We start from the raw sequence: 12,182 nt of genomic DNA, 5'->3' as shown, positions 1-12,182 counted from the left end.
CCGCGGCCATGCGGACTCAGACGGGCAGGCGCACGGCCTTGAAACGGCGCCAGGCCTTGTGCATGCGCCCATCGGCGCCCTGCGACTGGGCGCGCGCCGCCAGGTAGCCGCGCACGAAGGCCGCGTGCAGCCGCAGCTCGGCGTGGCCAGCCTGGCCATCGGGCAACTGCTGCAACAGCCGGTCCGCCACCTGCACATCGTTGAGCCAGCCCAGTTCATCCTGCAGGGCCGACAGGCGCCCCACATACGGTTTCACGGCGCGGCCCGCCAACAGCGAGGCGAAAAACTCCGTCGCATAGCGCGTCTTCTTGGCGGCAATGCGCACCTTGTGGCGCTGCTGCGGCGTGGCATGCAGCAGGCGCCGGCCCCGCTTCATCAGGCGGCGCTGGTCTGCGCGCAGGGTCTTGCGCGCAAAGCCCAGCACGCCCGCATCGAGCCGCTGCAGCTGGCGCGGCGTACGGCTGGCGCGCCACTCGCCCGCCTGCAACCAGCGCTGCACGCCCAGCATCCAGGCCGTATAGCGCGACGAAGCGACGGCCTGGGCGGCCTGCGCGTGCGCCGCCCGCGCCTGCGCGTGCGCCGCCTGCGCCAGCGCCGCCGCATCGGCAGCCGCCTCGCCGTCGAGCCGCGCCAGCGTCTGGCCGGCCAGCACGTCCCAGTCGCGCGCCTCGCCCAGCGCGCCGCCCAGCCAATCGAGCTCCTGCTGCAGCCCCTCCGGCAGCGCCAGCAGCGCCTTGAACATGCCCAGCGCCGAGCGCAGGCGGCGCAAGCCCACGCGCATCTGGTGCAGGCTTTCCACGTCCTCGCCACCCGCCACGCCATCCTGGTTGCCGCTGACCTGTTCCAGGCAATTGCCGGCGATGGCCTGGAATACCTGCTCGACCGTCATCGCCGCGTCCAGCGCCAGCGGCTGCGCCTTGACGGCTTGCAATGGTTGCGATGCGGCAAGCCGATAGCCGCGTTCCGCCTTGCTCATGTGGCCCAGCGTCAGGGGCACGTCGCGCAGCAGGGACAGCGCCACGTCGAACAGGCTGGACGCCTGGCCCCGCTTCAATTCCAGTTCGATTTCGCTGACGGGCACGCTGCGCGCGGTGCCGTCCGCGTCGCTGCCGCCGCTCTCGATCACGCCCTGGTCGAGCACGCACTCGATTTCGTCGCCCTGCGGCGTGCGCAGCTGCCAGACGGTGCGCTCCATGCGCGTGGTAAACACGGCTTGCAAGCCGTCGCGCACGGCTTGCTGGCGCAGCAGCGCGCCAACGGGCTGCTTGCGGCCGATGGCCGAATCGAGCGCGTCGAGGTCGGGCGCCGGCCCCGGCACGTCACCCTCCCACTCGTGGCGGCTGTGCAAGCCGCCGCTGACGGTGCCGCCCGCCTTCAGGGTCTGCATCCAGCGTCCGTCCACCTGGCGCACGCGCAAGCCCGCCTGGTGGCGGCACAGCTGCAAATCGGGCGTGTCGACATAGATATCGTGCATCTGCAGCAACTGCGGCTGGCCTGACGCATACTGCGCCAGCAGCGGGTGGGTGCGCAGCCGGGGCGCATCTTCCGGCGCCAGCAGCAATTTCAATTCGATTTCCATGACCGCTCCTTGCGAGAATCCCGATCACCTATTGTACGGCGCGCCCGGTGGCGTGCAAGGCGCACGCACGCACGCCTTGATTTTGCGCCAAAATAGGCGATTCATTTACAAGGAGATGCCATGACCTACCACGCCGCCGAGAACCGCTATGACAGCATGCAATACCGCACGTGCGGGCGCAGCGGACTGAAACTGCCGCTGCTGTCGCTGGGACTGTGGCACAACTTTGGCGACAGCAACAATCTGGCCTCGCAGCGCGACATGCTGCGCACGGCCTTCGACCTGGGCATCACGCATTTCGACCTGGCCAACAACTACGGCCCGCCGTATGGCAGCGCGGAAAGCAATTTCGGCAAGCTGCTGCGCGACGATTTCCTGCCCTACCGCGATGAGCTGATCATTTCCACCAAGGCGGGCTGGGACATGTGGCCCGGCCCGTACGGCCAGGGCGGCGGCTCGCGCAAGTACGTGCTGGCCAGCCTGGACCAGAGCCTGCAGCGGCTGGGCCTCGATTACGTCGACATCTTTTATTCGCACCGCTACGACGCCGACACGCCGCTGGAAGAAACCATGGGCGCGCTGGCCACCGCCGTGCAGCAGGGCAAGGCACTGTATGTGGGCCTGTCCTCGTATTCGCCGCAAAAGACGGCCGAGGCGGCCGCCCTGCTGAGGGAGTGGAAAGTGCCGTGTTTGATCCACCAGCCGGCCTACAACATGCTCAACCGCTGGATCGAGGAAGACAGCTTGCTCGATACCTTGCAGCAAGAAGGCATGGGTTGCATCACGTTCACGGCGCTGGCGCAGGGCTTGCTCAGCGACAAATATCTCGATGGCGTGCCGCAGGATGCGCGCGTCAACCGCCCCGGCGGCGGCTCGCTGCTGCAACAGCACCTGAGCGCGGAAAACCTGGCCCGCGTGCGCGCGCTGAACCAGATCGCCGCGCAGCGGGGGCAAACCCTGGCGCAGATGGCCCTGGCCTGGGTGCTGCGCGATCCGCGCGTCACCTCGACCCTGATCGGCGCGAGCAGCAGCGCGCAAATCCGCGAAAACGTGGCCGCATTGCAGCAACTGACGTTTACGGCCGCAGAACTGGCCGCCATCGACGTGCAGGCGCGCGAAGGCCATGTCAACCTGTGGGAAGGCCCGTCGCGGGCCAGGTGAGGGTCGCCCCGCGCTTGTGGCGGCGGCAGCCAGCAGGTAGACTAGCGCCGCCCAACATCCACCCCAAGGTCCCATGCAAGCCATCCCCGTCCTCACCCTTTGTTTGCTGCTATCCTGCGCCGCCAACGTCCACGCGGGCAATTATTGCGACTCGCCCCGCTGGTCGATCGTGCATAACAAGAGCTACGACGAGGTCATGCAGATCGCCGGCAAGCGCGACAAGATCCGCGACGCCGAATGCAGTTTTACCGACGTGATCCTCAGAATCCAGAACGAGGAGGCGGGCATCGGGCGTTATCCGGGCATCCTGCTGATCGCCGACGCGCAGGACGAACGCTTCGTCGCCACCAGCCGCGTCGGCGCCTACACCATCTTCAGCTACCGCTACAACGACAAGCACCTGCTGCAGTTCGCCATGAAAGACCTCAGCTGGGAGGAAGGCGAGCCATTCCAGGCCGGCGCCTACAAGATTATCGGCGTCAGGGAGTTCAAGAGCATGACCGGCTTTCCGACGACCCTGCTGGTGGCGCAAACGTTTCAGTTTTACGGTCCCAAATAGGGCCGGAGCACCGTCACGGCGGCGGATCGGGCAGCAGCGCACACAACTCGCGGGCCACCTGCTGGCGCCGCTCGGGCGTGGCGAAGACGCCCACGTCGACCTGGGCGGCGCCGTCACCGATGCGTATCAGCTGGCGGCTGCCCTGCGGCACCACGATGCGCGTATGCCAAGGGGAAAAACTGCTGCGCCGGCAATGCCCGGCGCTCACTTGCTCGACAATCAGCATGCCGTCGCGCAAGGCAATGTGCTCGTAATCGTGCGCGTGGCGCCGGTAGTACAGCAGGGCCACGGCCACCAGGCTCAGTTCGGCAAATGAAAAACAGGGGATATACCAGAGACCGCGCAGCGCAAAGGCGACGGCGATTGCCATGGAGAACAGGCACAGCAAACCATAGGCGCGCAGCAACTGGCGCGTCGTCAATGCCCTGTGGCGCGTAAACAGCCATTGCGGCTGTTCACGCGAACTATCGCGTGGCATGGCGCCTCCCGCAATATCGCATCGGCCCTTTCGGGCGAAACACCCGGCACGTCCAGCCGCCTGCCGGCGCTTCCTTCAGGCCAGGCTCAGGCGCCCAGATGCACGAGCGCGTGGCCCACGTGCTGCCACCAATGGTCGCGCGACTTGACCTGCTTCAAACAAGATGTATCGATTTCCGCCGGGAATACGCGATCCTGGCATGCCTGGGTCTCCAAGGCGTAGCGCTGGTTTTCCGCGGCCGACAGGGCCACGCCCAGCCAGAACAGCAGCGCCAGCAAGATCACCAGCAAGCTCCACGCCAGGTGATTGGTGCTGCTTTTTTCACCGAAAAACTCGCGCGGCCGCGTCTCGCGGTACATCGACATCAAGTTCTTTTCTTTGTCTTCCGACATCTGCGTTTGCATCCTCTTGCATCCTATCCTGTGCGGGCCGGCTGGCCATGGCGGGACATGTGCCGCCCTGCCCTCATTTTACGCCGATGGCGGCAAAACGGCGGCAATTCGCGCAGCGACGTGGATCAAGGGCGCGGCGCCGGCGCGCCCGCGAGGCGCTCCCCGTCTTCACGGCCGTCCGCCGGCTGCACGGGCGCCAGATTTTCCACATGATCGACATCGATGTCGCCGCCATCGGGCGCCGTATTGCGCGGCTCGACGCCGGCCCGGTCGCCCGTGCCGGCCGCATCGCTGTCGTTGTCGAGCTCTTCCGGGTCCTGGCCCGGCACGCCCTGCATGTCGCTGCCGCTGTCGGAACTGTCGCTGGGCCCCAGTGCGCCCTTGCCATGGCCGCTGCCCAGGACGCGGTCGGGGGTGAGGGGCAAGTTGTCCGGATCGAGTGTGCTGCTGCTCATGGCTGACTCCCGTTGACAAAGAACCAGCTTACTCTCCTGGCCCGGCCGGTGGCGCACGCCAGCACGGCCTTTTCCGAGGGAAAAATGCGGCACCGCACAATTATTTTTAAAAATTACTTCACAAATGTACTATTCATTGCTATAGTTAATTCAAGTAAGCATCTTCTCATCCAGAAACTGCTTCGTCGGCAGTGCCGCGCCACCCGCGCGGCGCGGCCGGACCGACCGGTACGTGGCGAGCCGGCCCATTCACCCAGCCATCATGCACATATTGGAGTCTTATCATGCAAGCCAAATCACTGATCGCAGCATTGTTTGCCATCACCACCGCCACCTCGGCTTTCGCCCAGAGCGCCGCACCTGCCGCCACGGGCCAGCAATTGACCCGTGAGCAAGTTACGGCCGAATACATCCGTGCCCGCAACGCCGGCGAAATCGCCACGAGCGAAGTCGACTATCCGAAAACGCCGGCCACCGCCGCCAGCAAGGTGACGCGCGAGCAAGTCATGGCCGAGTTCTACGCCGCCCGCAAGGCTGGCCTGATCCCGCAAACGGAAGCGGACTTTGATGTCGCGCAAACGGCCAAGCACGTCGTGCAATAAGAAACCAGTCAGCCGGTTTCAGTCAGTAACAACTCAGTTGCGGCGCAGCACTCGGGCCACTCCCGAAGCTCACCGCGGCGAGCTGTGATTTCCCCGCACTCCCCCCGACATATCTCTCCCGGAGTTCCTGCATGTCCCTGCACCGCCGTCTGCTTGCCGCCAGCCTGATCCTTGCCTTGAGCGCTTGCGCCGACATGGGCCATATCGCGCCGCAATCGGCCATGCTCGACGCCAATACCCTGCAGGGCAGCCAGGCCATGGATGCGGCCGCCAGCACCGCCATACAATGGCCGCGCGCGCAATGGTGGCAAGACTTGCATGACCCCCAATTGAACCGTTTGATGGAGCAGGCGCTGGCCGACAGCCCCACCCTGCGCGGCGCCCAGGCGCGCGTGCGCCAGGCCGAGGCGCTGGCCGGCGCGGCGGAAGACAGGACCCGCCCGCAGGCGGACGCGAACGTCTCCATCAACCGCGAACTGTATTCGCAGCACGGCAGCACGCCCGCGCCGCTGGCCGGCAACTACGCGTGGCGCAACCAGGCCACCGTCACGGCCTCGTACGACCTGGACCTGTGGGGCCGCAACCGCGCCGCCCTGTCCGCCGCGCTGGGCGACGTGCAGATGGCGTCGGCCGAATCGCAGATGGCCCGCCTGGCCCTGGAAACGGCGCTGGTGCGCACCTACATCCAGCTGTCGTATGAATTCCAGCTGCAGGACGTGATCGAGCGCAGCCTGGCGCAGCGCGCGCGCATCCTCGACATCACGCGCCAGCGCAAGCAAGCCGGCATCGGCACGGACATAGACGTGGCGCAGATCGAAACCACCCTGCCCGCGGGACGCCGCCAGCTGGAGCAGTCGGCCGAATCGCTGGCCCTGCTGCGCAACCAGCTGGCGGCCCTGGCCGGCAAGGGGCCGGGCGCCGGCGCGGCGCTCACGCGCCCCGTGCTGCGCCTGGACCAGCCGCTGGCCATTCCCGCCGCCCTGCCGGCCGACCTGATCGGCCGCCGTCCCGACATCGCCGCCCAGCGCTGGAGAGTGGAAGCGGCGGCGCAGCGCATCGACGCCGCCAAGGCCGAGTTCTACCCGAACGTCAACCTGGTGGCCTTTGCCGGCTTCCAGGCCTTCGGCTTCAGCCATTTTCTTGACGCCAACTCGGATATCCGCGGCGTCTCTCCCGCGCTGAGCCTGCCCATCTTCGCCGGCGCCCGTTTGCGCGCCCAGCTGGGCAGCCAGACGGCCATCTACGACGGCGCCGTGGAGCAGTACAACGCCACCGTCATCAACGCCATGTCGGACGTGGCCAACGCCGTTGCCAAGGCACAATCGCTGGCCAAGCAGCACCAGCTGACCGTGCAGGCGCTGGCCACGGCCCAGCGCGCGCGCGACCTGGCGGAAAAGGCCTACAAGGCCGGCATGAGCGACGCCATCAACATGCTCAACACGCAAGTGGCGCTGCTGGCGGAAGAACAGCAGCAGGCGCAGAATGGGGCGCGCGAGCTCGATCTGTACGTTTCCTTGATGAATGCGTTGGGAGGCGGCATCTAGGCTCGCGTTGCCATAGCCCAACAAGATACAATCGGAGCTTTATTCACACATGAAGGAAATGACATGACCGCTTTTGACGCCACCTCCAAGCGGCTGCAAAACATCCGCACGCGCATGCCAGGCTTCCCCATGGAACTGATGCGCCTGCTGCGCATGACGTACCACATTCAAAAAGGCATGAAGGACTTGACCAATGCCGCGCTGAAGAAGCACGACCTGGTCGACGCCAGCTACATGGTGCTGGCCGTGCTGTACGGCACGGACGACGAAACCTCGAACGCCTGCACCCTGGGCATGGCCTGTCACGAAAAGCCGGCCAACCTGACGCGCGTGTGCAACGACCTGGAAACGCGTGGCCTGATCCACCGCGGCACGCGCCCCGGCGACCGCCGCTCCGTGATGATCTCGCTGACCGACAAGGGCCGCGCCCTGATCGAAACGGCGCTGCCCGACGTGTACGAGGAAACCTCGGCCCTGTACGAAGGCTTCACGGAAGAAGAGCTGCAAGTGCTCGACAAGCTGTACATGCGCCAGTTGCGCAACCTCAACAATCTCAACAACCAGAACTGATAGCCTATCGATGACGCCAGCCACAACACCTACATATGGTCCCCTGACCAGGGCGGCCCACTGGCTGGCGCTGGCGCTGCAGGACTGGCGCCAGACGGAAGGCGAACGCTGGATCTACGTCGGCAAGACCCTCATCGCGTCGTTCTGCGCCCTGTGGCTGGCCTACCGCCTGGGCCTCGATTCACCGAGCACGGCGATGACCACCACCATCATCCTGGCCCTGCCCAGCAGCGGCATGGTGCTGGAAAAAAGCTTTTACCGCCTGTGCGGCACCCTGCTCGGCTGCACGGCCGCGCTGGCCCTGATCGGTCTGTTCCCGCAGCAGCCGGTGCTGCTGTTCGCCGGCCTGGCCCTGTGGGTGGGCCTGTGCACGAGCGGCTCGGCCCTGCACCGCAACGCCCAGTCCTACGTGTACGTGCTGGCCGGCTACACGGCCTGCATGATCGTCTTACCCGCCATCGAGCAGCCGACGCAGGTGTTTTCGCTGGCCGTCACGCGCGTGGCCGAAGTGGGCCTGGGCATCATCTGCTCGGCGGCCGTGTCCAGCGTGCTGCTGCCGCGCCACCAGGGCACGCAGGTGATGCGCACGGTACAGGCCCGCTACGGCAAGTTCCTCGCCTTTTGCCAGGACGTGCTGCAGCAAAAGCTCACGCCGGCGCAAGTGGAACTGACGCATCTGCAATTCGCCGCCGACGTGGCGGCGCTGGAACTGGGCCGCTCGGCCGCGCTGTTCGAAGTGACCAGCAAGGTGAGCCACGTGCGCGCGCAAAACCGCAAGCTGCACGCCTTCAACGCCACCTTCATGGCGGCGCTGACCACCTTCTATACCTTCCACCGCCTGTTCGACCGCCTGCAGCGCGATGGCGAGACCCAGGTCATGCAGGCGTGCGCGCCCCTGTACGCCATCGTCGCCGAGGCGCTGCAGGCGACGCCTTCGCAAGATTCGCTTGACACCATGCAGCGGCATTTGCAGACGGCGCTGGCGCAGGCGCGCGCCGACATTGATGTGGCGCAAATCAAGCACGCGCAGCAGATCGACTTCGACACCGTCTGCGAGCTGCTCGAACGCTTCGCGCGCGACATGAGCCGCTTTCACGAAGTGTATTTCAGCCTGGCGCACGACACGCCGCTGGAAGTGAGCACGCCGCAGGCATATGCGCCCAAGACGCCGCCCGCGCTGGTGCTGGCCAGCGGCGCGCGCGCCGGCATCAGCCTGGCCCTGCTGGCCCTGGGCGCCTACTTCCTCGCCTGGTCCTACGCCGGCACGGCCATGCTGATGGCGGCCGTGTTCTGCGCGCTGGCCTCGTCCTCGCCGCGTCCCATCATGATGATCCGGCAAGTGCTGACGGGCTTTCTGATCGCCATGCCCCTGTCGCTCGTCTGCGTGTATTTCGTGCTGCTGCACGGCGACGGCTTCCCCATGCTGGTGCTCAGTTTTGCACCGTTCCTCGCCGTCGGCCTGTACCTGATGACCAATCCCGCCAAGCTGGGTGTCGGGCTGGGCGTGTCCACCTTCATCACGCAGATGGCGCCGCTGAACGTCATGCGCGTCGACGGCGCCGGCTTTCTCAACACGGGCATGGCGCTGATCGTCGGCCTGATGCTGGCCGCCCTCGTGTTTGCCGTGCTGCTGCCCGAGCACACCATGGGCCACAAGGACCATATCGGCCGGGCCCTGTGGCGCGAAGCGCTGCATGCATGCACGGCCCCCGCGCGGCGCGTCAAGCACCGTTTCGACAACCGCGTGCGCGACCTGCTCAGCCAGCTCAATGCGGCGGCCGGCCCGGCGCCTGGCGAGGCCACGCGCGCCGTCGTGCGCCAGGCCCTGACGCTGCTGGAAATCGGCCATTCCGTGATCGAGCTGCGCGAATTGATCGCCAGCGCCACCGGCAACAGTCCCGCGCGCACCGCCCTGCAGCACTGCGTCGACAGCATTGCGGCCTGGCTGCGCACGCGCGGCGATGCGCAGCTGCAGGCGGCGCTGGCGGCCACCTTGCAGGCGGGCGCCGTGGTACGCGCCGCCCAGGCAGCCAGCGATACGGCGCCGGAACGGAGCCTGCGCCTGCAGACGGCGCTGGTCGACCTGCACTCGATCTACACCTCATTGCTCGACCACATGGCGCCTGGCGCCGGAGACCATCATGCCGCGTGAATTCGCCCTGTTCGGAATACTGATTCCCACCCTGCTGCCGCTGTTCCTGCTCAGCATCGGCCTGCAAACCCTGCTCGACCGCGTGCTGGGCTGGCTGGGCGTGTACCGCATGGTGTGGCACCCGTCGCTGGCGCGGCTGTGCATCTTCATCGCCATCTTCGGTGCGCTGGCCCTGTCGCTTTACAAATAAAAAAAACTGTTCAACCCGATCAAGGAAAGGCTGCCGACATGGTAAGCAAACTGACACGCTATGCAATCACCCTGCTGCTACTGGCCGCAGCCCTGTGGATAGGCAAGACCGTCTGGGACCGCTACATGGAGTCTCCATGGACGCGCGACGGGCGCATCAAGGCCGACATCGTCAACATCAGCGCCGACGTGGCCGGCACCGTCACGGACGTGCTGGTGCGCGACAACCAGGTGGTGCAGAAGGGCGACGTGCTGTTCGTCGTCGACAGGGAGCGCTACGTCAGCGCGCTGGCCCAGGCCGACGCCGTGCTGGCCGCGCAAAAGACGGAGCTGGGCCGCCGCGGCAAGGAAGCGCAGCGCCGCGCCAATCTGGACGCCAGCATCATTTCCACGGAAAGCCGCGAAAGCGCCGCCTTTGCCGCCACCTCGGCCTCGTCGCAAGTGCAGGCCGCCGTGGCCGCCCGCGCGCTGGCGCAACTGAACCTGGAACGCACCACCGTGCGCGCCCCCGTCAGCGGCTATGTCACCAACCTGAACGTGCACAAGGGCGATTTTGCCGCCGTCGGCGCGGCCAAGCTGGCCGTCATCGACAGCGCCTCGTACTACGTCGTCGGCTACTTCGAAGAGACCAAGCTGGGCATGCTGGCGCAGGACGACAAAGCGGAAATGAATCTGATGAGCGGCGGCACCCTGCATGGCCACATCGAAAGCATCGCGCGCGGCATCACCGACCGCGACGCCGCCACGGGCCGAGAACTGCTGGCCGACGTCAATCCCACCTTCAACTGGGTGCGCCTGGCCCAGCGCGTGCCCGTGCGCATCCACATCGACGAACAGCCGCAGGACCAGATCCTGGTGGCCGGCACCACCTGCACCGTGGTCATCACGCCCCATTCCGCGCCCGCGCCCAAGCCGGCCGCCGCGCACCCCGCATGATGCGCGGCGGCGCCGGGCGCCTGGCGGAAATCGCGCTGTTCCTCGACGCCGCGGCGCTGGGCAGCTTTTCCGCGGCCGGCCGCAAGCACGGCCTGTCGCCGGCCGCCGCCAGCGCCGCCATCGCGCGCCTGGAAGCGGCGCTGGGCGCCACCCTGTTCGAGCGCACCACGCGCCAGCTGCGCCTGACGGAAGAAGGTTTGCACTACCGCCAGTACAGCGAGCAGGCGCTGGACTTGCTGGCGCAGGCCGAAGACGGCTTGCACGGGGGCGGCGGCGCCGTGCGCGGCCTGGTGCGCATCTCGGCGCCGTCCGACATCGGCCGCCAGCTGCTGCTGCCCATGCTCGACCGCTTTGCCGCGCTGCACCCGCAGCTGCGCCATGCGCTGACCCTGACGGACATGACGGCCAATCTGGTGCAGGACGATATCGACCTGGCCATCCGCTACGGCGAGCTGCCCGACAGCGAGATGGTGGCGCGCCTGCTGCACACGGGCCGGCGCGTCGTGTGCGTGGCGCCCGCGCTGGCCGCCAGAGTGGGCCTGCCGGCCGCGCCGCGCGACCTGGCGCTGCTGCCCACGCTCGTGCTGACGGCCGGCGACGGCGCGCCGCAGGACTGGCGCTACCGCGAGGACGGCAAGCGCCACAGCCTGCGCCCGCAAGGCGCCTGGCACAGCAACGACGGCGAAATCATCCGCCGCTGGGCCGTGGCCGGCCATGGCTATGCCTATAAATCCCTGCTCGACATCGGCGACGACCTGCGCGCGGGGCGTTTGCAGACGGTACTCGACGATTACTTTGCCGACAGCGTCCCCTTGCACCTGCTGTACCGGCGCAGCCGCTTCCCGCCGCCGCGCGTCGCCCTGCTGGCCGACTTCCTCGTGCGGCAGTTCGCCGGCCTGCAAGCCTGACGGCCGCCCTTACTGCGCCAGCACGCCCAGCTGGCGCAGGAGCGTCAAATTATCTTCCAGGTGCCAGTTGTCGCTGATGCGCCCCTGCGCATCGACCTGATACAAATCAAACGCATGAAAATCGATGGCTTGCCCCTGCCCGCGCAGTTCGCCCTGCGGCGTGGGGAACACGCCCGTGAAGCGGCCCGTGAAATGCAGGCGCAGGGTGACCCGGTCGCCTGCCACCAGCATCTCCTCAATGGCCACCTGCAAGTCCGGCACGGCAGCGTGGAACACCTGCGAAGCCTGCAGCGGGCCGGCCAGTCCCTGCGGGCGGCCGGCAGGCAGGGTGCGGTCCGTAAAAGCGTCGGCCAGGGCCAGGCGCGCCAGGGCCGGATCGCCGCTCTGCCAGAACGCGGCATAGCGGCGCGCGGCCAGCACCACCGCGGCGTCGGCTTTGGCGCCGGACAGGCGGGCGGGCATGGGCAGCTCGGTGGCGGCGTGGGCCGGCGCGGCGGCCAGCAGGGACAGGGCCAGGATGGCGGGAGCAAAAACGGAAACGGGCATGGTCATTCCAGGTGAGTTGATCGGCGTGCAGATGGCACCCCGTCATTCTGGACTCGCTTGTTCTGTTTGATAATTGGCCCCGCGCTTGAATCATCTGCTTGTCAGGGTTGT

At 67.0% G+C, this 12,182-nt stretch carries 14 protein-coding genes; 9 read left to right on the top strand and 5 right to left on the bottom strand.

Annotation, left to right across the window (positions count from 1 at the left end):
* Positions 1-16: 16 nt before the first annotated feature.
* The gene (locus BXA07_RS09240) at positions 17-1,579 is read right to left on the bottom strand and encodes a CYTH and CHAD domain-containing protein (protein WP_076567496.1); all 1,563 of its coding nucleotides are present in this window, start codon (positions 1,577-1,579) and stop codon (positions 17-19) included.
* A gap of 120 nt (positions 1,580-1,699) precedes the next feature.
* On the opposite strand from BXA07_RS09240, the gene mgrA reads away from it, so the two are divergent.
* Both mgrA and BXA07_RS09230 read left to right on the top strand, forming a co-directional pair.
* Positions 1,700-2,740 carry an L-glyceraldehyde 3-phosphate reductase gene (mgrA, locus tag BXA07_RS09235; protein WP_076567494.1) on the top strand — a complete coding sequence of 347 codons (1,041 nt, stop codon included), beginning with the start codon at positions 1,700-1,702 and terminating at the stop codon, positions 2,738-2,740.
* Between the two features lie 73 nt (positions 2,741-2,813).
* On the top strand, positions 2,814-3,299 hold the full coding sequence (locus BXA07_RS09230; protein ID WP_139335502.1) for a hypothetical protein: 486 nt from the start codon (positions 2,814-2,816) through the stop codon (positions 3,297-3,299).
* 13 nt (positions 3,300-3,312) lie between these two features.
* On the opposite strand, the gene BXA07_RS09225 is transcribed toward BXA07_RS09230, so the two are convergent.
* From BXA07_RS09225 to BXA07_RS09215, 3 genes are all read right to left on the bottom strand, one after another.
* On the bottom strand, positions 3,313-3,777 hold the full coding sequence (locus BXA07_RS09225; RefSeq protein ID WP_076567491.1) for a DUF2244 domain-containing protein: 465 nt from the start codon (positions 3,775-3,777) through the stop codon (positions 3,313-3,315).
* Positions 3,778-3,863: 86 nt separating this feature from the next.
* Entirely contained in the window at positions 3,864-4,169 is a 306-nt protein-coding gene (locus tag BXA07_RS09220) for a hypothetical protein (protein WP_244556230.1), read from the bottom strand.
* A 125-nt stretch (positions 4,170-4,294) separates the two neighbouring features.
* Positions 4,295-4,624 carry a hypothetical protein gene (locus tag BXA07_RS09215; protein WP_076567488.1) on the bottom strand — a complete coding sequence of 110 codons (330 nt, stop codon included), beginning with the start codon at positions 4,622-4,624 and terminating at the stop codon, positions 4,295-4,297.
* A gap of 284 nt (positions 4,625-4,908) precedes the next feature.
* Here BXA07_RS09215 and BXA07_RS09210 point away from each other — a divergent pair, with 284 nt between their 5' ends.
* From BXA07_RS09210 to BXA07_RS09180, 7 genes are all read left to right on the top strand, one after another.
* Positions 4,909-5,226, top strand: coding sequence for a DUF4148 domain-containing protein (locus BXA07_RS09210; protein WP_076567486.1), 318 nt, complete (start codon positions 4,909-4,911; stop codon positions 5,224-5,226).
* A 131-nt stretch (positions 5,227-5,357) separates the two neighbouring features.
* Entirely contained in the window at positions 5,358-6,770 is a 1,413-nt protein-coding gene (locus BXA07_RS09205) for an efflux transporter outer membrane subunit (protein ID WP_076567484.1), read from the top strand.
* 63 nt (positions 6,771-6,833) lie between these two features.
* Positions 6,834-7,340 carry a MarR family winged helix-turn-helix transcriptional regulator gene (locus BXA07_RS09200; protein ID WP_076567483.1) on the top strand — a complete coding sequence of 169 codons (507 nt, stop codon included), beginning with the start codon at positions 6,834-6,836 and terminating at the stop codon, positions 7,338-7,340.
* A 10-nt stretch (positions 7,341-7,350) separates the two neighbouring features.
* Entirely contained in the window at positions 7,351-9,492 is a 2,142-nt protein-coding gene (locus BXA07_RS09195; RefSeq protein ID WP_076567481.1) for an FUSC family protein, read from the top strand.
* Positions 9,482-9,682: a DUF1656 domain-containing protein gene (locus BXA07_RS09190; protein ID WP_071324889.1), complete on the top strand. Its 201-nt coding sequence runs from the start codon at positions 9,482-9,484 to the stop codon at positions 9,680-9,682. The genes BXA07_RS09195 and BXA07_RS09190 overlap by 11 nt, the downstream gene beginning before the upstream one ends.
* A 38-nt stretch (positions 9,683-9,720) precedes the next feature.
* The gene (locus tag BXA07_RS09185) at positions 9,721-10,617 is read left to right on the top strand and encodes an efflux RND transporter periplasmic adaptor subunit (RefSeq protein ID WP_076567480.1); all 897 of its coding nucleotides are present in this window, start codon (positions 9,721-9,723) and stop codon (positions 10,615-10,617) included.
* Positions 10,614-11,525, top strand: coding sequence for a LysR family transcriptional regulator (locus BXA07_RS09180; RefSeq protein WP_244556229.1), 912 nt, complete (start codon positions 10,614-10,616; stop codon positions 11,523-11,525). Before BXA07_RS09185 ends, BXA07_RS09180 begins: the two co-directional genes overlap by 4 nt.
* Positions 11,526-11,534: 9 nt before the next feature.
* On the opposite strand, the gene BXA07_RS09175 is transcribed toward BXA07_RS09180, so the two are convergent.
* On the bottom strand, positions 11,535-12,071 hold the full coding sequence (locus BXA07_RS09175; RefSeq protein ID WP_244556228.1) for an ester cyclase: 537 nt from the start codon (positions 12,069-12,071) through the stop codon (positions 11,535-11,537).
* Positions 12,072-12,182: the final 111 nt, after the last annotated feature.

Origin of the sequence: Janthinobacterium sp. TND4EL3, from assembly GCF_900156175.1 — a bacterium.
Lineage (GTDB): Bacteria > Pseudomonadota > Gammaproteobacteria > Burkholderiales > Burkholderiaceae_D > Janthinobacterium.
The sequence above is the reverse complement of the archived record's forward strand: the minus strand, read 5'-3'. Positions and strand labels throughout refer to the sequence as shown.